Here is a 21409-nt window from a genome sequence, read left to right as displayed (position 1 = left end):
CCCCACAACGATGTCGACGATCAGAGACGCCGGTGAACGATCAGAGGCGCTCGGCGCTGAACCGCAGCGCGCGGACGATCTGGATCGCTCCCATCACGACCAGCGAGATGCCGAGCAGCCACCACAGCGCCAGCGCGCCGTAGATCGGGGAGAACAACAGGATGACGCCGGCGATGATCGTGATCACGGCGTAGATGATCACCCACACCTTGGACGGCACGCCACGCAGCAGGGTCAGCGCGGTGACACCCTCGATGATCCACAGGATGCCGATGGTGATGCCGAGCACGGCGGCGAGCACCAACGTCGTGGCGCGAAGATTGGCCAGGGCGATCACACCGCCGACGATGAACAGCGCGCCGAGAACGAGATGACCGATCCGGACCCAGACCCCGTAGCGCTTCGCGAAGATCCCCAGGCCGAGGTAGACCAGACCGGTGACGATGGCGTAGATGGCGATGATCGCCGCGACGACGTCTGCGGTCTTGCCGGGCCAGACAAGGAGCAGGACGCCGATGACGAGGGCGACGAGCCCGCCGACCCCCCACGCGGTGCGGATGATGGTGCTGGCCTTGTCGAGTTCGTTGTCGATGGCTTCAGTGGACATTGTGTTGAGACCTCCTGGCTGGTGGTGCCGGTCGATCCCGGTCAGCACACGCACCGGTCCGCGAAGCCCCCATTGACCCCGAAGACACTGCGGAGGTGTGCTTCCCAGGCTCGACGCAGCCTACTCGGGCGGGGGGCCACCGCCGCGACGAGCGCCGGGCGGGTCGCCCCGAACTTCACAGGAATGTGATCTGGACCACAGAAGAAGTGTCGAGTTAATCTGAGCCATGAAAATCCGCGACCTGCTCCGACGCAAGGGGAACACCGTGCTCACCCTCGCGGTGACCGCGACAGTCGCCGATGCCGTCAACGTGCTCCGCGACCACGGTATCGGCTGCGTCGTCGTGACCGACCCCACCGGCGCCATCGCCGGCCTCGTCTCGGAACGCGACATCTCCCACGCCTTCGGGGTCGTCGCTCCCGAGACGCCGATCAGCGATCTGATGACCAGGGACGTCCGCACCTGCCCGCCCGACGAGGACGTCGAGGCGCTCGCGGCGATGATGACCGACCAACGCGTCCGTCATGTGCCGGTGGTCGAGAACGGCCGGCTCAGTGGGCTGGTCAGCATCGGCGACGTCGTGAAGGCCCATCTCGACGAGCTCCGCAGCGAGCGGGACCACCTCGTCGCGTACGTCCAGTCGTCCTGAACACCGTCGTCCTGGACACCGGCGTGGCGTCTCGGTCCTGACACCGTCTCGGTGCTGACACCGTCTCGGTGCTGACACCCCCGAGGCGGCTCAGCGGCGCTTGACGACCACCGTGCGCAGCAGCATGTCGTTGAGGCTGCGCCGGTCCGTCCCGATGACGACGGCAGGGATCACGACACAGATCATCAGGGTGCGGACGATCGCCACGCCGAACGGGATCGGGCGGCCGTCGGTGCGCGTCACACCGATCCCGACGAGCCGTTGGCCCAGGCTCGACCCGGTCAGGCCGGTGAGCAGCGCCTTCTCGAGGAAGAAGATGACGAGGGTGGCGAACTTCGCCGGGCCGGTGCTGGACAGCACACCACCCCAGGTGACCAGCACGGCGAGCAGCATCGCCACCGCCCAGTCGACGACCAGGGCGGTGACCCGCTGACCCCAGGTGGCCAGCGCTCCCGCCCCGTCGGCGGGCAGCCCGAGGGCGCTGCCGGGATACTCCTCGTCAGGGGTCTCCCCCGCCACGCTGTTCGTCACGCGGACAGGGTACCCGGGCGCCGAGCGTTCCCACCCCCGCGGATCCGCCCCGGCACGCCAGCCGTAACATGTCCGCAATACTCGCGCAACGGCCGAGAAATCCGTCATTCCTAGGCTGAGCACGCAGTTCACCACTACCTACCATTTTCGGAGGCGCTATGTTCCAGGGAGCTGACGACCTGTTGGCCTTTATCGAGGAGCAGGACGTCGAGGTACTCGACGTCCGGTTCTGCGACGTCCCCGGCGTGATGCAGCACTTCGCGGTGCCCGCCAAGTCGTTCGACAAGGACGCGTACGAGGAAGGTCTGGCGTTCGACGGCTCCTCGATCACGGGCTTCCAGAAGATCCACGAGTCGGACATGTCCCTGCTCCCGGACCCGACCACGGCCTACCTCGACCCGTTCCGCAAGGCGAAGACGCTGGTCGTGGACTTCTACGTCCATGACCCGATCACCAAGGAGCCGTACAGCCGCGACCCGCGCAACATCGCGCGCAAGGCCGAGGCGTACCTGGTGTCGACCGGCATCGCCGACACCGCCTTCTTCGCCCCCGAGGCGGAGTTCTACATCTTCGACGACGTGCGTTACGACACCAACGCGCACGAGAGCTATTACCACATCGACTCCGAAGAGGCCGCCTGGAACACCGGCACCGCCAGCGAGGGCGGCAACCGCGGCTACCACGTGAAGACCAAGGGCGGCTACTTCCCCGTCGCGCCGGTGGACCACTTCGCCGACATGCGTCAGGACATGGTCCGCAACCTCGAGAACGCCGGCCTGATCCTCGAGCGTGCGCACCACGAGGTCGGCAACGCCGGCCAGCAGGAGATCAACTACCGCTTCAACACGCTGCAGGCCGCCGGCGACGACGTGATGAAGTTCAAGTACATCATCAAGAACACCGCGTGGGAGGCCGGCAAGACCGCCACCTTCATGCCGAAGCCGGTCTTCGAGGACAACGGCTCGGGCATGCATGTGCACTCCTCGCTGTGGAAGGACGGCCAGCCGCTGTTCTTCGACGAGAACGGCTACGGCGGCCTGTCCGACATGGCCCGCTGGTACATCGGTGGTCTGCTGACCCACGCCCCGTCGCTGCTCGCCTTCACCAACCCGAGCGCGAACTCGTACCACCGCCTGGTGCCGGGCTTCGAGGCTCCGGTCAACCTGGTCTACTCGCAGCGCAACCGCTCGGCCTGCATCCGCATCCCGATCACCGGCCCGAACCCGAAGGCCAAGCGCGTCGAGTTCCGCTGCCCCGACCCGTCGTCCAACCCGTACCTGGCCTTCTCGGCCATGCTGCTGGCCGGTCTCGACGGCATCCAGAACCGGATCGAGCCGCCGGAGCCGATCGACAAGGACCTGTACGAGCTGCCGCCCGAGGAGCACGCCGACATCGCCACCGTCCCGGCCTCGCTGGAGGGTGCCCTCGACGCCCTGCGCGCCGACCATGAGTACCTGCTCGCCGGCGACGTCTTCACCGCGGACCTGATCGAGACCTGGATCGAGCTGAAGGAGGGCGAGATCGCCGCCCTGCGTCAGCGGCCCCACCCGTACGAATTCGATATGTACTTCGACATCTGATCCCTGGCCACCTCCTTCCCAGGATCAGGACCGGTCCGCGGAAGGTCCGCAGGACGTCCAGCGCGGGCCGCCATCATCTCGATGGCGGCCCGCGCTGCCGTCCGTCGTGGCATGCACAGACCTCAGGTGTTTGCGATAACACGAACTGCCGACGATAATCGAATGTCATGGGCGGTATCGACAAGGACGACGGAGTGTACGTGTTCGATGAGATCTCGTCCCGCATCGACGACTCAACAGTCGACGTGGCGAAGCGCGGGCCGACGATGGCGGATGTCGCGCGTGTTGCCGGGGTCTCGGCCCAGACGGTCTCCCGCGTGGCCAATGGCGAATCGGGGGTGCGGGCGAAGACCCGCGAACGGGTGGTCGAGGCCATGCGCCACATCGGCTATCGTCCCAACGGAGCCGCCCGCGCGCTGAAGCGTGGGAGATTCAACTCGGTGGGCATCATCACCTTCACGCTGAGCAGTTACGGGAACATCCGGACTGTTGATTCACTGTCGTCGGCATTGATGCGCCGTGGGTTCTCCGTCAATCTCATCGTCGCGCCGGATCGTACGGAGCAGAGTATCTCCGGTGCCTTCAACCGTCTTGCCGACGAAGCTGTGGACGCCATCATCCTCCTCTTCGAGGCCGGGCTCATCGACAGCGCCCAGGCAGAATTTCCCCCCGGTCTCCCGGTCCTCATCATCGGCTCGACCGGCCACGAATTGAAGCTGCCCACTGTCGACGTCGACCAGGAACAGGGGGCCACCCTGGCCACCGAGCACCTCGTCCAACTGGGACACCGAAACATCTGGCACGTCCGGGGTCCGAAGACCGAATTCGCGGCCAGCCGCCGCGAGGATGCCTGGCGAGCGGTCATGCTGGCCAACGGACTGGACGATCGTCGTATTATTCCGGGCGACTGGACCGCGAAGTCCGGCTACGCAGCCGGACGACTACTCGCCAACCGTGATGATGTCACAGCGGTGTTCACGGCCAATGATTCGATGGCCCTCGGCCTCATCCGGGCTCTCCGGGAGAACGGGAAGGACGTCCCCGGCGACGTTTCGATCGTGGGGTTCGACAACATCGCCGATTCAGAGTACCTGTGGCCACCATTGACCACCATTGATCAGGACTTCTCGATCGTCGGAGACGTGGCAGCGAGCATGGTGCTCAGCGCGGTGGCCAACGGCGACCTGGTACCCCGACAGGAAGTCGTCTCGACCCAGCTCATCGTGCGACAGTCCACCACAGTGCCGAAAATTTAGGGTGATCTGCGGCCGGGTTCGAGCAACTCTCCCGTCGCGCAGGAGACCCGCCCATCACACAGAATCGACTCGTACAGAATCGAAGAACACACGGAATCGAAGAGGGATCCGCACCCGGATGGTGCGGATCCCTCTTCAGTGTTTCAGTCATCCACGGCGGACCTGCCGGTCCGACCGAGGTCAGCCGACCTTCGTCACCTTGTAGCCCTGCCCGTTGCCGAGCGCGACGATCGCGTCCGCCCAGTCCGAGAGCCCCTTGGACAGCGGGGTACCCGAGCCGTTGTAGGCCTTGCCCACCGTGTCGGCGAACTTGGAGTTCGCCGAGACCTGGAAGGGCAGGTAGCTCCAACCCGAGTTCACGGCCTTGGCCGACTGGGCCAACACCTGGTTGTACTGCTGGCCACCGAAGTACCCGAGCAGGTCCGGCGCGGAGTAGTCGCCGGTCGAGGACTGGAACGACGGGTCATCCAGCGTTGCCTGCAGCGAGGGGAAGTTGCCGGCCTGGACACGGAGCTTGGCGCCCTCTCCATTGCTGACGAAGTCGAGGAACTTGTACGCGGCAACCTGGGTGTCCGGGGAGCTCTTGGACATGATGGCCAGCGAGCTGCCTCCGTTCTCAGAATTGACCGGCTTTCCGTCCAGGGACGGCATCGGCGCCACTCGGAAATTCCCCTTGGCGGCCGGCGCGTGAGCAAGCAGGTTCGCCGGCATCCAGGCCCCGATGGGCAGCGAGGCGATCGAGCCGTCGCCGAGACCCCTGAACCACTCATCCGACCAGCTGGCGACCGAGGTCGAGATCAGATGGTTGTCGATGAGCTTCTGCCAGGTCTCCACGAACTTGGCGAATCCCGGGTCACTGAAGTTGACACTGACGTTCTGACCATCGGTCTTGAAGGCTCCGGGAGACATCTGCCACATGAGCGAGGTGAGGAAGCCTGCGTCACTTCCCGAATCGGTCGTGATGTAGTAGTTCGAACCGAGCGCATGGATCTTGACCGCGTCCTGGTAGAACTCGTCCCACGTCGTCGGCGGCGCAGAGATACCCGCCTTCTTGAACGTCGCCTCGTTGTAGAAGAGGGCCATCGGGCCCGAGTCGACCGGCAGAGCGTAGACGCCCTTGACTCCCTTGGCCGTGGTCTGGTTGACGGAGTTCCACGTGCCGGTCGTGTACTTGCCCTGAAGATCGCCGGCACCGAACCGTGTCAGGTCGGCAAGGTTGCTACCGATGGCGTACTGCGGAAGCGCGTAGTACTCGATCTGCCCGACATCAGGAAGACCGGTCCCCGCCTGGAGCGCATTCGACAGCGACGTGTACTCATCGGAAGGCCCCCCACTGTTCGTGACGGCGACCTTGATGTTCGGGTACTGCTTCTCGAACGCCTTGACGACGTTCGAGTCCTGCTGGATCGTGGGCTCCCACGCCCACACGGACACGTTGTACTGCTTGTTGGCGTCGAATGAGGGCGCGGCTGTGGTCGAGTTCGGCGATCCTCCCCCCGAGCAAGCTGCCAGAGCGAGGGTCACCCCAGCCGCCACCGTTCCCGCGAGGGCACGCTTCATGGTGCTGAATCGCATGATTTACCTTTCTCATTTTGCATCAACATCTTTGTTGTGCAGTTTGATTCTTTGCTGACGAATATTTCTGGCGGATCCGCTACTTGAGCCGCTACTCCTTGACACTTCCCGCAGAGAGACCGGCCTGCCAGTACCTCTGCAAGAACAGGAAGGTGACGATCAAGGGGATGATGGTCAGCAGCGACCCCATCACCACCAGGTTCTGGACGGGTTCCGCCCCAGGAATAAATGCCTGCTGATTCCACTGGTTCAATCCGATGGTGAGCGGGTACCACTTCGGGTCCTTCAACATGATCAACGGCAGGAAGTAGTTGTTCCACGTCGTCGTCGCCGTGAAGAGTGACACCGTGACGATGCCGGGCGTCAGGAGCGGCAGGCTCACCTGGAAGAAGGTCCGCAGCTCACTTGCGCCATCCATCCGCGCCGCCTCGAGGATTTCGGTGGGAACTGACTCCGCACTGAAAATGTACATGAGGTAGAGACCGAACGGAGCAACCAGAGAGGGAATGATCACCGCGAAAGGGGTGTTCGTAATGCCGATCCTGGCGAACATGAGGAACGTCGGCACCGCCAGCGCCGTCATCGGAACCGCGATCGCCCCCATCACAATCATGAAGACCGCACCACGCCCGGGGAACCGGTACTTCGCGAGCCCGTAACCGGCGAACACCGCGAGGAAGACCGCACCACCTCCGCCGACCACCACGTACAACAACGTGTTGAGGAGCCATCGCCCGAACATACCGTTGTTGTAGGTGAAAACGTCGACGACGTTCTGCCACAGCGAGAATTTCTCACCGAAAGCAAACCCGAAGGTCGAGACAAAATCCTGTCTGTTCTTCATGGAGTTGATGAGGAGCCAGACCAGGGGAAACAGCGCGTACACGAGGAAGAACCCGGTGACACAGGTGATCAACCAGCTCTTGCGCTGATTCGGGGAGGGGGTCGGGCGCTTCCTCACGCTCGTACGCGGCACTCCGACGACGCGGCGAGCGCTATTCGGCCTGATGGACGACCTGGCTGAGATACTCATCCGACTCACGCCTTTCCTTCGTTCGCATTGAGGCCTCGAAGCTGGACGATGTAAGCCACGATGACCGTGATGACACCCATCACAATGGCCAGCGCTGCCGCATATTCCTGTTGTCCGGAGCCGAATGAAAGGTTGTATGCGTACATGTTCGGTGTGAACGAGTTCGTGATCACCGCGGGAGCCATCTTCTGCATGATGCTCGGCTCGTTGAACAACTGGAAGGTCCCGATGATCGAGAAGATCAACGTGATGGCGATGGATCCGCGCAGGTGCGGGATCTTGATGTACCGGACGATCTGCCATTCACTCGCCCCGTCGATCAGTGCGGCCTCATAGAGGCTGGTATTGATCGTACGCAACGACGAGTAGAAGATCAGCATGTTGTACCCCACATACGTCCAGGTGATCACGTTGCTGATCGACAGGAGGATCCACTGGGGCGCGAACGGATTGACCTGGGTACCGAAGATCACGTTGATCTGACTGGCCAGTCCGTAGTTGGTGCCGTACATGAATCCCCATATCAACGCGGCGACAACCGTCGGAATGAGGTACGGAAGAAATATTGCCAGCCGGAAGAAGTTCGTTCCGTGCAGGCGTCCGGAGTCAATCGCGATCGCGACGAACATCGCAATGAGCAGCATGATCGGGACCTGGACCGCGAGGACAAGAACAACCCGCCACAGTCCGGCCCAGAACAGCCCGTCCTGAAAGAGCTTCAGATAGTTGCCGATCCCGACGAAAACCGTCTCGCCCTGGAAGGCCCGATAGGCGAAAAGGCTTGAAACGGCCGCATAGATCAAGGGGGCGACGAACACGAAGAGGAAGATGACGACAAAGGGAGCCACGAAGATCCACCCCCGCCAGTCTCTTCTACGGGGTCTGTTCGGACAAGGACCCGTGTCGCCGGCCGCGACACCACTGCTCACGATTGTTGCCATCTCAACCGTCTACTTCCTCGTTGAAGCCGGCCCGGACGGGCCACGGAGTGTTTACGCAACCATCCTGACACATCCAAGCCGGTGACGCCACCCCTGGCCCCACCTCGACCGGATCCGTACGATCCCCCTCAGTCACGCGGTTCGGACGACCCTCCCCAGGCCCCGTGACAACACCCCAACGGGACCATTCTGGATGGTTGCGCAAACATTAAGGACGTGATACTCATGACCAAGGTGGTGTTACGCGGCAGTAGGCCGCGCGTTCCACTACGGCTCAACAAGGAGGTTGCCGGCGGTGTACGGGCTGTTCAAGGGGATTCACTTCGGGGCGGACTACAACCCCGACCAATGGCCATCAGCTGTCGTCGAGGACGACATCGCGATGATGAAGGAGGCCGGGGTCACGATCGTGACCCCCGCGGTCTTCTCCTGGGCCCGGCTGGAGCCCGAGGAGGGGACCTTCGACTTCGGGTGGCTCGATGAGGTGATGGACAGACTCGCCGCCGCCGGCATCGCCGTCGACCTCGCCACCGCCACCGCCTCACCCCCGCCGTGGCTGGGCAGGAACCATCTCGACACGCTTCCGGTGACGGCCGACGGCACGCCCCTCCGCTGGGGCTCACGTCAGCAGTACAACCCGAGCAGTGCCACCTTCCGCGCTGCCTGTGCTCGGTTGGTCACAGCAATGGCCGAGCGCTACGGATCACATCCGGCGCTGTCGATGTGGCACGTGGGGAACGAGTACGGCTGTCACGTGACGGAGAGCTTCGACGAGGAGTCCGCGGCGGCGTTCCGGACATGGCTGGAGCTCCGCTACGGCACCCTCGAGGAGCTGAACCGTGTCTGGAGCACCTCGTTCTGGTCCCAGCACTACAGCGCCTGGCGCGAGGTCATGCCGCCCGGCCCCACCCCGAGCTTCGCCAATCCGGCCCATCGCCTGGACTGGCGACGTTTCTCCTCCGACGCGGTGCTCGCATGCTTCGAGAACGAGGTCCGGATCCTCCGGGAGATCACCCCGGCCGTCCCGATCACCACCAACTTCCTCGGCCTGCTCCCCGGGCTGGACTACTGGAAGTGGGCGAAGCTGGTGGATGTCGTCAGCAACGACAGCTATCCGGACCCGTCCGACCCGCGCGCAGCACGCCATCTCACGCTGGAGGCCGATCTGGCGCGTTCATTGGGGGACGGTCGACCGTTCATCCAGATGGAGCAGGCACCCGGAGCCGTGCAGTGGCGGGCCCGCAACGCGCCGAAGCGCCCCGGGCAGTTCGCGCTGTGGAGCCTGGATCTGGTGGCTCACGGCGCGGACGCCGTCTGCCAGTTCCAGTGGCGGCAATCCGCCGGGGGGGCGGAGATGTTCCACTCCGGGATGGTTCCGCATGCCGGCCGGGAGTCCACCGTGTGGACGGACGTCGTGGGGACCGGACGGCTGCTTGCGCAACTGGGTGACGTCAGTGGTTCCGAGGTCCACGCGCGCACCGCGATCGTCTGGGACTGGGAGAACGCCTGGGCGCTCGAGTCGGCGATCGGACCGGTGCAGTGGGACGCGTTCGAGACCGTGGCCGGGTGGCATGCGACGCTGTTCGAGCGTGGCTACACCGTTGACTTCGTCCAGGTGGACGCCGATCTGACCGGGTACGACCTGGTGGTGGTCCCCTCGCTGTTCCTCGGTGCTGATCGGGCCGCCGCGCCCCTCACCGAGGCGGTCCGGAACGGCTCGACGGTCCTCGTCACGCACGGCTCCGGCTACCTGCGCGACGACGGTCGCGCGTATCTGGGTGGCTACCTGGGACCGCTGGCGAAGCTGCTCGGCGTACGGGTGCTCGACCTGATCCCACGCGGCGAGGGCCCGGTCGGGGGGGAACCCGTCGGGGCTTCGGCACGGATCTGCGGAGCAGTGACCGCGCGAACGGACTGCACCGTACGGTGGCTCGATCGTCGGCCCGCGGAGGGGCGCCCGTTGCGCAGTGACCGGTGGGCCGAGCGCATCGCGGTGGACTCGGCGGAGGTCCTCGCGAGCTTCCGGGGTGTCGATGTGGACGGACTCCCGGCGATCACCCGCCGCCGGGTCGGGACCGGCGAGGCCTGGTACCTCGCCGCCGAACTGGATGAGGACGGCCGCGACGACCTGATCGCAGAGCTGGAGCGTCGAGGAGGACTGGCCCCGGAGGCCCTGATCCCGCCCGCCGGGGTCGAGGCCGTGCGGCGCGGACGGCACCTGTTCCTGCTCAACCATTCCGACGAGCCGAAGGTGGTCAGCGGTGTCATCGGCACGGACGTCCTGACCGGAGCCGGGATCACCGGAGCCGTCGAGGTCGGCCCCCGCACCGGCGTCGTGCTGCGGCAGGCGTCGGGGGATGCGATGAAACAGGAGCGCACCGAGATCAGCGACGGTGTGCCGAGCCTCGCCGGGAACTGAACACTCCCCCCTCCGCACTGTTGCCACCGCGGAGGCCCACTGTCAGGGGTCCGCTCGAGGACCCGGATCATTCACTTCGATCATTCCATTTTCGGATCGTCGGGCACGTACCTGCCCATCGGAAGGACATCAGCACATGACCACAGTCACCTACCGTGACGTCACCCGGATCTACCCGGGGGCGACCAGCCCCGCCGTCGACGGCCTCAGCCTCGAGATCGGTGACGGAGAATTCGTCGTCCTGGTCGGCCCGTCGGGCTGCGGCAAGTCGACCTCTCTGCGGATGCTCGCCGGACTCGAGGAAGTCAATGCCGGCCAGATCTTCATCGGTGACCGTGACGTCACCGATGTCCCACCGGCGGATCGCGACATCGCCATGGTCTTCCAGAACTACGCCCTCTATCCGCACATGACGGTCGCCGAGAACATGGGATTCGCACTCAAGATGCAGAAGGTCCCCAAGGAGGAGCGGACTGTCCGTGTCACGGAAGCTGCCAAGCTGCTCGGTCTGGAGGAGTACCTGAACCGCAAGCCCAAGGCATTGTCCGGCGGCCAGCGCCAGCGCGTGGCGATGGGACGGGCCATCGTCCGCCACCCCAAGGTCTTCCTCATGGACGAACCGCTGTCGAACCTCGACGCCAAGCTGCGCGTCACCACCCGCGCCCAGATCGCCGCCCTCCAGCAGCGCCTCGGCGTCACCACCGTCTACGTGACCCACGACCAGGTCGAGGCCATGACGATGGGCGACCGGGTCGCCGTGATGAAGGGCGGCATCCTGCAACAGGTCGACTCCCCACTGGCGCTCTACGACCGGCCGGCCAACATCTTCGTCGCAGGATTCATCGGCTCCCCCGCCATGAACCTCATCCAGGGGCGTGTGGTCGAAGGTGGCCTGATGGTCGGCGACCACCTGATCGACATCCCCCGCGACGTACTCGCGAGGGCCGCCGGCGAGTCCTCTCTCACCATCGGCTTCCGCCCGGAAGCCGCCAGGTTGTCCGACACCGGCGCCGGCGTCCTGCTGGACACCGAGACCGTCGAGGAGTTGGGGGCCGACTCCTACCTCTACGGCAAGGTCGCGGCCGATGCAGCCGCAGGCTCGTCGGACCTCGACCTCCCCCGGGTGGTCGTCAGGATGGCCGCCCGTCGCCTGCCGCGGACCGGCGCACAGGTGCGGATCCTGGTCGATCCCGCTGCCGTGCACGTGTTCTCCGACCGGACCACCGAACGCATCTCCTGACACGATCGCCGGGAGGCCTCCGGAACCGGCTGACGGGGCGCTGTGTCCTGGTTGCCCTGCGTCGACGGCCCCGGACCGTTCGGCGCAGGGCAGCCCCGGGGGCCGCGCGACCGGAAGCCCTGACTACCGGAAGTCCTCCGGATCCTCGTATGGCGAGGGGATGTTCTCGTCGGTCAGGCTGGCCGCGTAGTCGGGCACCTCGTGCTGGAGCTCACGATCGGTCCGCTGGTAGCCGGTCGAGGCGGGACGGTCGGGCAACATCACCGGCGGATGCTCGACGTGCTCGTACGGCACCGAGGCGAGCAGGTGGGCGATCATGTTGATCCGGGCGGCCCGCTTGTCCTCGGCCTCGACGACGTGCCAGCGGGCCTCGGGCAGGTCGGTGTGGACGAACATCTCGTCCTTGGCGCGCGAGTAGTCCTCCCACTTCGTCAGCGATTCGATGTCGGTGGGCGACAGCTTCCAGCGGCGCATCGGGTCGGTCAGCCGGGACTCGAATCGGCGGTACTGCTCCTGGGCCGACACCGAGAACCAGTACTTGCGCAGGATGATCCCGTCCTCGACCAGCATCCGTTCGAAGATCGGGCACTGCCGCAGGAACCGGATGTACTCGTCGGGTGTGCAGTAGCCCATCACCCGCTCGACGCCACCGCGGTTGTACCAGGAGCGGTCGAACAGCTTGATCTCGCCGGCCGCGGGCAGGTGCTGGATGTAGCGCTGGAAGTACCACTGGGTCCGCTGCCGCTCGGTCGGCGCCGGCAGCGCGACGATCTCGGTGAGCCGGGGGTTGAGGTACTCACTGACCCGCTTGATCGCCCCGCCCTTGCCGGCGGCGTCGCGGCCCTCGAAGATCACCACCATCCGCTGCCCGGTGGTCTTGACCCACTCCTGCATCTCGACGAGTTCGGCCTGCAGCCGCAGCAGTTCGGCCTCGTAGACCTTGCGGTCCATCACCTTGGGCTTGCCGTTGCCCGACTTCCCGTTTCCCGACTTGCCGTTGCCATTGCCCGACTTGCCATTGCCCGACTTGCCGTTGCCGGACTTGCCCGACTTGCCGTTCGTGGTCTTCCCGTTGCCGGGCTTCGTCTGGTCCACGTTGGTGCCCATCACTCTCCTGCTCCCGCTCGTGACATGGTCTACGTCGGTCCTGCCGCTGCGGATCGCCTTCACGAAGGCGCTGGTGGGAGCGCCCCGCAGCGCACGGGCCCCACCGAAGCCCGATCGTCCGGTCAGCGCCCGGGTGGCCGGAACGGTCCTGACCGGCGCTGCGGTCCCGTCCGGCGCCGTTGCCCCGTCGAGAGTGTCGGCCCCGTCCAGAGCGTCGGCATCGTCGAGGCCCCCGGCTCGCGGCGTTGTCCCGCCCGCGGGTCCCCGGGTCACGGGTTCTGTCTGCATCGGATCGTCGGCCACCTCGTCGTCCGCCATGGACCCATCCTTCCACCGCGGGTGGCGGTCGTCACCCGGACAGCCCAGCCGCGTACGGCCCCGGACAGCCCAGCCGCGTACGACCCCGGGCGACTCAGCCGTGCACGACCCCGGTCGGCCGCAGCGTCGCGAACGGATCGGTGACGGCCAGCCCACGGCTGGTGAAGCGGAACAACTTCGCGGGCCGTCCCCCGGCGCTGCCCGGCGCGGACAGCGACCCGGTGGCGACCAACTGTCCGCGCCGGACCAGGATCCGCTGCAGGTTGGTGGCGCTCACCTCGTGGCCCAGGGCGGCGGCGTACGCATCGCGCAGCTGCGCCATGGTGAACTCCTCGGAGGCCAGGGCGAAGCCGATGTTGGTGTACGAGAGCTTCGCCCGGGTCCGGGCCACCGCGTGCGAGACCACCGCGGCGTGGTCGAAGGCCATCGCCGGCAGCTCGTCGACCGGCAGCCAGCCGCCGTTCGCCGGCAGGGCGGGGTCACTGGTCCAGGGCACCAGGCCGAGGTAGGCGGTGGCGATCGTCCGGTCGTACGGGTCGCGGGCCGGGTCGCTCAGGGTCTCCAGCTGCTCGAGGTGGGCCACCTCGGCCAGATCGACCTTGGCGGCCAGGTGGCGCCGGGCGCTCTGCCCGATCGACTCGTCGACCTCCACCGGCCCGCTGGGCAGGGCCCAGTGCCGGGCGTACGGCGCCCGTCGCCGCCGGGTGGCCAGGACCGAGAGCGCCATCGCCTCCGTCCCCGACACCGGCCGGACCTGGAGCACGGCGGCGATCGCCTCGTGCCGGTACTTCGCCACCCCGGCGTCGTCGCGCAGCGGACCGCTCCCGCCCCCCTTGTCAGCATCCACGTGTCGCATGCTACAGTTCCCCCAGTTTTCGCCTTATAGTCGAAAACCTGATCGAAGGAGCGACCCCCTTGACCATCACCGACCCCGGTACCGACTGGCACACCTGGGCGCCCCCGCAGTGGGATGCCTGGCGCCAGGAGGTGCGCCGACTCGCCGACGAGCAGGACGCCGTGATCCTGGCGCACAACTACCAGGTGGCCCCGATCCAGGATGTCGCCGACCACGTCGGGGACTCCCTGGCGCTGTCCCGGATCGCCGCGGAGTCCGACGCGAGCACCATCGTGTTCTGCGGGGTGCACTTCATGGCCGAGACGGCCAAGATCCTCTCCCCCGCCAAGCGGGTGCTGATCCCGGACGCCGCGGCCGGCTGCTCGCTGGCCGACACCATCACCGCCGACCAGCTGCGGTCGTGGAAGGCCGAGCACCCCGGCACGGTGGTCGTGTCGTACGTCAACACCACCGCGGCGGTGAAGGCGGAGACCGACATCTGCTGCACCTCGTCCAACGCCGTCGAGGTGGTCTCGTCGATCCCCGCCGACACCCCGGTGCTGTTCGGCCCCGACCAGTTCCTCGGCGCCCACGTCCGGCGGATGACCGGCCGGGACAACATCCACGTCTGGCTCGGCGAGTGCCACGTCCACGCCGACATCTCCCCGACCGCGCTGGTCGACAAGGTGCACGCCAACCCGGACGCCGAGCTCTACGTCCACCCGGAGTGCGGCTGCACCACCAGCGCCCTGTGGCTCGCCGAGAGCGGCGAGCTGCCGGCCGAGCGGACCCACGTGCTGTCCACCGGCGGCATGCTCGACCTGGCCCGCACCGCCACCGCCGACAAGGTGCTCGTCGCCACCGAGATCGGCATGCTGCACCAGCTGCGCGCCGCCAACCCGCACACCACCTTCGAGCCGGTCAACCCGAAGGCTGCCTGCCCGTTCATGCAGATGATCACCCCCGACAAGCTCCTCACCTGCCTGCGCGACGGCACCGACGAGGTCGAGGTGGATCCCGACATCGCGGCGAAGGCCCGCACGGCGGTCGAGCGGATGATCGCCATCGGCCGCTCCGGGCGGGGTGAGTGATGACCGTACGCATCCCGACGGCCCGGGCCGCCTGGCAGCGCTCGACCGGGGTCCTCATCGTCGGGTCGGGGGCCGCCGGGCTGTCCGCCGCGGTGCATCTTGCCGCCGCCGGCGTCCCCGCCGTGCTGCTCACCCGGGCCGGGCTCACCGACGGCTCGACCGACTGGGCCCAGGGCGGGCTCGCCGCGGTCTGGGACACCACCGACACCGCCGAGTCCCACGTGCACGACACGCTCGTCGCCGGGGCCGGCCTGTGCGAGACCCACGCGGTCCGCGAACTCGTCGACGGCGCCCCCGCCGCGATCCGCCGGCTGGTCGGGCTCGGTGCCCGGTTCGACCGGGACGACTCGGGGGCGTACGACCTGCACCTGGAGGGCGGTCACCACGCCCGCCGGATCCTGCACGCCGGCGGCGACGCCAGTGGCCACGAGGTGGAGCGGGCGCTGGCTGTCGCGCTGGGCCGGGCGGCCGGGTCGCCCGGCTCGTCGGTGGAGGTGCTGGAGCACCTGCGGGCGCTCGACATCCTCACCGACCCCGCGGGCCGGACCCGCGGCGTCCGGGTGCGGCAGGACGACGGCACGATCGGCGACTGGCTGGCCGCCGCGGTCGTCCTGGCCAGCGGCGGCATCGGGCAGGTCTGGCCGTTGACGACCAACCCACCGGTGGCGACCGGCGACGGCATCGCGATGGCCTACCGGGCCGGCGCGGTGGTCCGCGACATGGAGTTCACCCAGTTCCACCCGACCGTGCTGTGGATCGACCCCGCCCACCGGGTCCCCGGCGACCGCGGTGTGCTGGTCTCCGAGGCCGTCCGCGGCGAGGGCGCGGTGATCGTGGACCACGCGGGACGCCGGGTGATGGCCGGGCTGCACCCGCTGGCGGACCTGGCGCCGCGCGACGTTGTGTCGGCCGCCATGCAGGCCCACATGACCCGCACCGGGGAGGAGCACCTCTTCCTCGACGCCCGGGACTTCGGCGAGCGCACCTGGGTGCAACGGTTCCCGTCGATCCTGCAGCTGTGCCGCGATCGCGGCGTCGACCCGGTCACCGAGCCGATCCCGGTGCGCCCGGGCGCCCACTACCTGTGCGGTGGCATCGCCGCCGACCTGGACGGGCGGACCAGCGTGCCCGGCCTGTACGCGGTCGGCGAGGTCGCCGCGACCGGGGTCCAGGGGGCCAATCGGCTGGCGTCGAACTCGCTGACCGAGGGGCTCGTCGCCGGCGACCGGGTCGGTGCGCTGCTGGCGGCCGCCTGGCGCACCGGCACCCTGACCGCCCCCGCCCCGCGGACCACCGGCCCGGAGCGCCGGTCGGCCCATCCCGGCACCGCCACGCTGCTCGACCCCGCCCACCGCGACCGGCTGCGCGCCATCATGGACCGCGGCGTGGAGGTCTCCCGCACCGGCGCCGCCCTGGCCGGTGCGCTGGCCGCGCTGGCTGACCTGCCGTCCCTCGGCACCGACGTAGGCACCGGCACAGGCCCGAGCACCGGTGCAAGTGGTGCGGGCGCCGACGCGAGTGAGGGCACCCACGCCGACGCGCGGCCTGCCGCACCGAGCGACGTCCGGCTCGACGACGACATCGTCGACATGACGAACCTGCACACCGTTGCCACGCTGGTCGCCACCGCGGCGATGCTGCGGACCGAGTCGCGCGGCTGTCACCGGCGCGCCGATCATCCGCAGCCTGCCGAGGACTGGCAACACCACCTGTGCCTGGCCCTCGGCCCCGACGGCAGCCCCGCCGTCACCGTCCAGCCGCTGGGCAGCGGCACAACCTCCGGGCATCCGGCCCGGACCATCCACCTGCAGGAGGCCCTGGCATGACCGAACCGTTCCCCTGGCCGCAGGAGGTCACCGTCGCACTGACGGGCGCAGGTCTCGATCCGCGGCTGGTGGCCGAGATCGCGGACCGTACGCTCGCCGAGGACCTCTCCTGGGGGCCGGACGTCACCTCCGAGGCGACGCTGCCCGCGGCCGCGACCGGCACCGCCGATGTGCTGGCCCGCCGGCCCGGCTGCCTGGCCGGCGTCCCGGTGGCTGCGGCGGTGCTGCACGCCGAGGCCGCCCGGGAGGGCACCCAGGTCGAGGTCCGCACCGTACGCGCCGACGGTGACCGGGTCGCGCCGGGCGACCTGGTGGTCACCGCCACCGGGCCGCTGCGCACCCTGCTGACCGGTGAGCGCAGCATGCTGAACCTGCTCTGCCAGCTCTCCGGGGTCGCCACCGCGACCGCCGCCTGGGCCGACGCCCTGGCCGCCACCTCGACCAGGGTCCGCGACACCCGCAAGACGGTGCCCGGGCTGCGCGTCCTGCAGAAGTACGCGGTGCGCTGCGGCGGCGGGGTGAACCACCGGATGGGCCTGGGGGACGCCGCACTGATCAAGGACAACCACATCGCCGCCGCCGGCTCGGTGGCCGCCGCGTACGCCGCGGTGCGCCGTCATGCCCCGGGGATATCGGTCGAGGTGGAGTGCGACACCCTGGCCCAGGTGGCCGAGGCGATCGAGGCCGGTGCCGACCTGCTGCTGCTCGACAACATGGATCCGGCCACGGTGCGGGCCGCCGTCGGGCTCGCGCGCCCGGCCGGGGTCCGCACCGAGGCGAGCGGCGGGCTGACCCTGGCCGACGCCGCCGCGTACGGCGCCACCGGTGTCGACTACATCTCAGTGGGGGCACTGAGCCACTCCGCGACGGTGCTCGACCTCGGCTTCGACCTGCGGGTCCACTGACCCGTCTCGGGCCGACCGACCCACCTCGGATCGACCTGCCGCGGGCCGACCGACCCACCTCGGCCCCACCCGTCTCGGACCGTGACGAAGGACACGATCCGGTCACGCCGAACAGGGCGTTTCTGCAGACAGCCGCGCCCCACCGGAGGCAGACTTGAGCCACGCAGATTTCCGGCGAAAGGTGAACCATATGGCTGACAGCACGCAGAACGCCGAGGCGATGTGTGAGTGCGGATGCGGAGCGACTGTAGCCGCCTGCACCTGCCCGAACTGCGACCACAAGGCGAAGTCCTGATCCCGACGTCAGTCATCGGGGGCCGTTCCGACCACTGTCGGGCACGGCCCCCGATGCATGTGCCCAGTGCACGTTGACCTCAGCGCCTGTGACCTGACACGCAGCGCCTGTTGACACCCAGCACCTGTTGACACCCGGTGCCTGTTGACGGCATGGCGCCCCGATGCAGATCGACGCGGTCATTCCCCCCAGAAGAGCCGTTCGACGACGCCGCGCGCCCGGTGGGTGACCTCGCCGTAGTGCGCCTTCAGCGGGCCCGATCCGTCGAACCCCATCGCCGCCGCCACCGCCGCGGCATCCGCCCCGTCGGTCGGCAGCGTGTCGGAGGCCCGGCCCCGGACCAGCATGATGACATTGCGGATCCGGCTGGCCAGTAGCCAGGCCTCCTCGAGCACCGCCGCATCGGCGTGCGACACCAGGCCGAGGTCCCGCTCGGCCCGCAGCGCGGGCAGCGTCCGCGTCGTCCGCAGCTCCGGATGCTCGTACGCGTGCTGCAGCTGGATGAGCTGGACGACCCATTCCACGTCGCTGAGGCCGCCGGGCCCGAGCTTGGTGTGCCGGGAGCGTTCGACGCCGCGTGGCAGCCGCTCGGCCTCCATCCGCGCCTTCAGCCGCCGGATCTCCCGGACCTGCGCCTCGGTGAGGCCACCCTCGGGCCAGCGCAGCGGCTCGACCACCGCCAGCAACTGCTCACCGAGGGCCCGGTCCCCCGCCCCGACGGCGCACCGGACGAGCGCCTGGGCCTCCCAGGTCGAGGACCAGCGCCCGTAGTAGGCGCGGTACGACTCGAGCGAGCGGACCATCGGCCCACCCTTGCCCTCCGGGCGCAGGTCCGCGTCGATCTCCAGCGCCGGATCGGCACCGGGCTGATGGAGCAGCTCGCGCAACCGGGTGACCGCGGCGATGGCACGCCGCTGGCTCTCGGGGTCGTCGGCGTCCTCCATCACGAACATGCAGTCGGCGTCGGAGGCGTACGACATCTCACCGCCGCCCCACCGGCCCATCGCCATCACCGCGATGGCCGGCAGCGGCTCGCCGCGCTGCTCCGCCTCCCGGGCGACCACCTGCAGGGCCGCACCCAGCGTCGCGGCGGCCAGGTTGGCGAGGGCGTCACCGACCCCCTCGACGTCGATCCGGTGCAGGATGTCGGCCATCGAGACCCGGAGCAGTTCGGCGCGCCGCAGCGCCCGGATCGCGTCGGTCGCGGACCGGGCATCGTCGTGGCGGAGCGCGGCGGCGGTGAAGTCCGACACCAGCTTGTCCAGCGGGCGGGGCAGCTCCTCCCCCTCATCGGCGAGGATCTGCACCGACTGCGGGGACCGCAGCAGCATGTCGGTGGCGTACCGGCTGGTGGACAGGACCAACGCCAGCCGTTCGGCCATGGCGCCGCCGTCGCGCAGGGCGCGCAGGTACCACGAGGTCCGGCCGAGTCCCTCGGAGACCTTGCGGAACGCCAGCAGCCCGGCGTCCGGGTTGGGGCCGTCGGCCATCCAGCCGAGCATCGCCGGCAGGATCTGCCGCTGGATCTCCGCCTGCCGGGTGATCCCCTGGGTGAGCGCCGCGAGGTGCGTCATCGCGGCCTTCGGGTCGGCGTAGCCCAGGCCCCGCAGCCGGTCCTCGGCGCCCTGCGCGGTGAGCCGCAGCCCCTCGGTGGTGATCTGCGAGACGGCCTCCAGCAGGGGCGAGTAGAACACCCGCTGGTGCAGCCCGACGACCCGCCGGGAGCTGTCCCGCCAGGCCTTGACGATGTCCTCGGCGGGCTTGCGGCGGAAACCCAGGGACCGCCCGAGACGGCGCAGCCCCGCCTCGTCATCGGGGAGCAGGTGCGTACGGCGCAGCTTGTAGAGCTGCACCCGGTGCTCCATCGTCCGCTGGAAGCGATAGGCGGCCGCCATCTCGGCGCCGTCCTCGCGGCCGACGTAGCCGTGCTCGACCAGGGCCCGCAGACCGGGCAGGGTGCCGGGCTCGCGGAGCCGGTCGTCGGCGCGGCCGTGGACCAGCTCGAGCAGCTGCACGGTGAACTCGGTGTCACGCAGGCCGCCCTCGCCGAGCTTGATCTCGCGGCCCTGTTCCTTGGCGGGGATGAGCCGGACGACCCGCTTGCGCATCGCCTGCACGTCGTGGACGAACCCCTCGCGGCCGCCGACCTGCCAGACCATCGGTGAGACCAGGTCGACGAACGCCTTGCCGAGGTCCCGGTCGCCGGCGGCCGGCCGGGCCTTGAGCATCGCCTGGAACTCCCAGGCCTTGGCCCACTTCTCGTAGTACATGCGGTGGCTGGCGAGCGTACGGACCAGCGGGCCGGCCTTGCCCTCGGGGCGCAGGGCCGCATCGACCGGCCAGATCGTGCCGACCCCGGAGTGCGCCGAGCAGACCCGCTGCAGTGCCGAGGCCAGCTTGGTCCCCAGGGTCGCCAGGGCGTCGCCGCCGAGCGGCGGCACCCCGTCCAGCGCCGGGGCGGGCTCCACGACGTAGAGCACGTCGACGTCGGAGACGTAGTTCAGCTCGCGCGCCCCGGTCTTGCCCAGAGCCACCACGGCCAGCCGGAGCCGGGCCGCCTCCTCGGCGCCGATCTGGCCGCGGGCGACGGCCAGGGCGGACTCCAGCACCGCGTCGGCGAGGTCGGACAGCTCGGCGGAGATCGTCGGCTGGATGGCCACCGGGTCGGCGGCGCACAGGTCACGCGCCGCGATCCGCAGCAGTGCCGAGTGGTAGGCGACGCGCAGCTCGTCGCCGCTGAGCCGGGTCGCGACCGGTGCCGGGGACGCCTCGTCGGCCCCGACGGCCGACAGCAGCCGGGATCGCAGGGTGGCGGCGGGGGTCCGCTCCAGCGGACCGGACAACAGGTCGATGTGGCCGGGGAAGCGGAACAGGTGCTGCTGGAGACCGAGGCTGGCGCCCAGGACGTGGACGAGACGCCGGGCCAGGTCGGGATCGTCGACCATCCGGGCGGGCAGGTCGGGCTGCTCCTCCACGAGACGGTGCAGACCGGTGAGGGCGAGGTCGGGGTCCGCGGCGTCGGTGAGCAGCTCGAGACAGGCCTCCGCACCGGTGGGCCAGCCGCCGAGCAGAAGCTCGGCCCGTCCGGCGTCGGAGAAGCCGAGACGTGCCAGTCGCCCGACGGTGGTCTCCAGCCGATCCATGCCTCGCATCGTACGTCCTGCCGTGTCGTCGTCCCGGTGGTCCGGCCCAGGCTGCAGC

The 21409-nt window shown here is 68.5% G+C and carries 16 protein-coding genes; 8 read left to right on the top strand and 8 right to left on the bottom strand.

Going from position 1 to position 21409, the window contains the following annotated elements:
* Nucleotides 1-40 precede the first annotated feature (40 nt).
* On the bottom strand, nucleotides 41-607 hold the full coding sequence (locus VB059_RS08540; RefSeq protein WP_323421591.1) for an HdeD family acid-resistance protein: 567 nt from the start codon (nucleotides 605-607) through the stop codon (nucleotides 41-43).
* A 226-nt stretch (nucleotides 608-833) separates the two neighbouring features.
* Between VB059_RS08540 and VB059_RS08535 the strand changes: the two genes are divergently transcribed.
* Entirely contained in the window at nucleotides 834-1256 is a 423-nt protein-coding gene (locus VB059_RS08535; RefSeq protein WP_323421590.1) for a CBS domain-containing protein, read from the top strand.
* 90 nt (nucleotides 1257-1346) lie between these two features.
* Here VB059_RS08535 and VB059_RS08530 read toward each other — a convergent pair whose 3' ends face one another.
* Complete coding sequence (locus tag VB059_RS08530; protein ID WP_323421589.1) at nucleotides 1347-1787, bottom strand: RDD family protein; 441 nt, start codon at nucleotides 1785-1787, stop codon at nucleotides 1347-1349.
* Between the two features lie 158 nt (nucleotides 1788-1945).
* Here VB059_RS08530 and glnA point away from each other — a divergent pair, with 158 nt between their 5' ends.
* The gene (gene glnA / locus VB059_RS08525; protein WP_323421588.1) at nucleotides 1946-3367 is read left to right on the top strand and encodes a type I glutamate--ammonia ligase; all 1422 of its coding nucleotides are present in this window, start codon (nucleotides 1946-1948) and stop codon (nucleotides 3365-3367) included.
* 167 nt (nucleotides 3368-3534) lie between these two features.
* A complete protein-coding gene (locus tag VB059_RS08520; protein WP_323421587.1) occupies nucleotides 3535-4623 on the top strand; it encodes a LacI family DNA-binding transcriptional regulator in 1089 nt (362 codons plus the stop codon).
* A gap of 180 nt (nucleotides 4624-4803) precedes the next feature.
* On the opposite strand, the gene VB059_RS08515 is transcribed toward VB059_RS08520, so the two are convergent.
* The 3 genes from VB059_RS08515 to VB059_RS08505 form a co-directional block, all read right to left on the bottom strand.
* Nucleotides 4804-6198 (bottom strand): ABC transporter substrate-binding protein, encoded by a 1395-nt coding sequence (locus tag VB059_RS08515; RefSeq protein ID WP_323421586.1) that lies wholly within the window; start codon nucleotides 6196-6198, stop codon nucleotides 4804-4806.
* Between the two features lie 91 nt (nucleotides 6199-6289).
* Nucleotides 6290-7159 carry a carbohydrate ABC transporter permease gene (locus VB059_RS08510; protein ID WP_323421585.1) on the bottom strand — a complete coding sequence of 290 codons (870 nt, stop codon included), beginning with the start codon at nucleotides 7157-7159 and terminating at the stop codon, nucleotides 6290-6292.
* Between the two features lie 77 nt (nucleotides 7160-7236).
* Nucleotides 7237-8172, bottom strand: coding sequence for a sugar ABC transporter permease (locus VB059_RS08505; protein WP_323421584.1), 936 nt, complete (start codon nucleotides 8170-8172; stop codon nucleotides 7237-7239).
* 295 nt (nucleotides 8173-8467) lie between these two features.
* Here VB059_RS08505 and VB059_RS08500 point away from each other — a divergent pair, with 295 nt between their 5' ends.
* On the top strand, nucleotides 8468-10591 hold the full coding sequence (locus VB059_RS08500; protein ID WP_323421583.1) for a beta-galactosidase: 2124 nt from the start codon (nucleotides 8468-8470) through the stop codon (nucleotides 10589-10591).
* 136 nt (nucleotides 10592-10727) lie between these two features.
* Nucleotides 10728-11831 carry a sn-glycerol-3-phosphate ABC transporter ATP-binding protein UgpC gene (locus tag VB059_RS08495; RefSeq protein WP_323421582.1) on the top strand — a complete coding sequence of 368 codons (1104 nt, stop codon included), beginning with the start codon at nucleotides 10728-10730 and terminating at the stop codon, nucleotides 11829-11831.
* 123 nt (nucleotides 11832-11954) lie between these two features.
* Here the strand turns inward: VB059_RS08495 and ppk2 are convergent, their stop codons facing one another.
* A complete protein-coding gene (gene ppk2 / locus VB059_RS08490) occupies nucleotides 11955-12938 on the bottom strand; it encodes a polyphosphate kinase 2 (protein ID WP_323421581.1) in 984 nt (327 codons plus the stop codon).
* A gap of 412 nt (nucleotides 12939-13350) precedes the next feature.
* On the bottom strand, nucleotides 13351-14112 hold the full coding sequence (locus VB059_RS08485) for an NUDIX hydrolase (protein ID WP_416339529.1): 762 nt from the start codon (nucleotides 14110-14112) through the stop codon (nucleotides 13351-13353).
* Between the two features lie 59 nt (nucleotides 14113-14171).
* Between VB059_RS08485 and nadA the strand changes: the two genes are divergently transcribed.
* The 3 genes from nadA to nadC are packed head-to-tail and all read left to right on the top strand — an operon-like array spanning nucleotide 14172 to nucleotide 17913.
* The gene (gene nadA / locus VB059_RS08480; RefSeq protein ID WP_416339528.1) at nucleotides 14172-15182 is read left to right on the top strand and encodes a quinolinate synthase NadA; all 1011 of its coding nucleotides are present in this window, start codon (nucleotides 14172-14174) and stop codon (nucleotides 15180-15182) included.
* Entirely contained in the window at nucleotides 15182-17008 is a 1827-nt protein-coding gene (gene nadB / locus VB059_RS08475) for an L-aspartate oxidase (RefSeq protein ID WP_323421579.1), read from the top strand. The genes nadA and nadB overlap by 1 nt, the downstream gene beginning before the upstream one ends.
* Entirely contained in the window at nucleotides 17005-17913 is a 909-nt protein-coding gene (nadC, locus tag VB059_RS08470) for a carboxylating nicotinate-nucleotide diphosphorylase (RefSeq protein ID WP_323421578.1), read from the top strand. Before nadB ends, nadC begins: the two co-directional genes overlap by 4 nt.
* Nucleotides 17914-18387: 474 nt before the next feature.
* On the opposite strand, the gene VB059_RS08465 is transcribed toward nadC, so the two are convergent.
* Nucleotides 18388-21351: a bifunctional [glutamine synthetase] adenylyltransferase/[glutamine synthetase]-adenylyl-L-tyrosine phosphorylase gene (locus VB059_RS08465; RefSeq protein WP_323421577.1), complete on the bottom strand. Its 2964-nt coding sequence runs from the start codon at nucleotides 21349-21351 to the stop codon at nucleotides 18388-18390.
* Nucleotides 21352-21409: the final 58 nt, after the last annotated feature.

The organism is Raineyella sp. (assembly GCF_034933565.1).
Classification (GTDB): Bacteria; Actinomycetota; Actinomycetes; order Propionibacteriales; family Propionibacteriaceae; genus Raineyella.
The sequence above is the reverse complement of the archived record's forward strand: the minus strand, read 5'-3'. Positions and strand labels throughout refer to the sequence as shown.

What these genes read in the sequence shown, in the direction of transcription:
- VB059_RS08540 (WP_323421591.1), bottom strand. Translation starts at nt 607, where the DNA reads ATGTCCACTGAAGCCATCGACAACGAACTCGACAAGGCCAGCACCATC.
- VB059_RS08535 (WP_323421590.1), top strand. Translation starts at nt 834, where the DNA reads ATGAAAATCCGCGACCTGCTCCGACGCAAGGGGAACACCGTGCTCACC.
- glnA (WP_323421588.1), top strand. Translation starts at nt 1,946, where the DNA reads ATGTTCCAGGGAGCTGACGACCTGTTGGCCTTTATCGAGGAGCAGGAC.
- VB059_RS08520 (WP_323421587.1), top strand. Translation starts at nt 3,535, where the DNA reads ATGGGCGGTATCGACAAGGACGACGGAGTGTACGTGTTCGATGAGATC.
- VB059_RS08515 (WP_323421586.1), bottom strand. Translation starts at nt 6,198, where the DNA reads ATGCGATTCAGCACCATGAAGCGTGCCCTCGCGGGAACGGTGGCGGCT.
- VB059_RS08505 (WP_323421584.1), bottom strand. Translation starts at nt 8,172, where the DNA reads ATGGCAACAATCGTGAGCAGTGGTGTCGCGGCCGGCGACACGGGTCCT.
- VB059_RS08495 (WP_323421582.1), top strand. Translation starts at nt 10,728, where the DNA reads ATGACCACAGTCACCTACCGTGACGTCACCCGGATCTACCCGGGGGCG.
- ppk2 (WP_323421581.1), bottom strand. Translation starts at nt 12,938, where the DNA reads ATGGGCACCAACGTGGACCAGACGAAGCCCGGCAACGGGAAGACCACG.
- VB059_RS08485 (WP_416339529.1), bottom strand. Translation starts at nt 14,112, where the DNA reads ATGCGACACGTGGATGCTGACAAGGGGGGCGGGAGCGGTCCGCTGCGC.
- nadB (WP_323421579.1), top strand. Translation starts at nt 15,182, where the DNA reads ATGACCGTACGCATCCCGACGGCCCGGGCCGCCTGGCAGCGCTCGACC.
- nadC (WP_323421578.1), top strand. Translation starts at nt 17,005, where the DNA reads ATGACCGAACCGTTCCCCTGGCCGCAGGAGGTCACCGTCGCACTGACG.
- VB059_RS08465 (WP_323421577.1), bottom strand. Translation starts at nt 21,351, where the DNA reads ATGGATCGGCTGGAGACCACCGTCGGGCGACTGGCACGTCTCGGCTTC.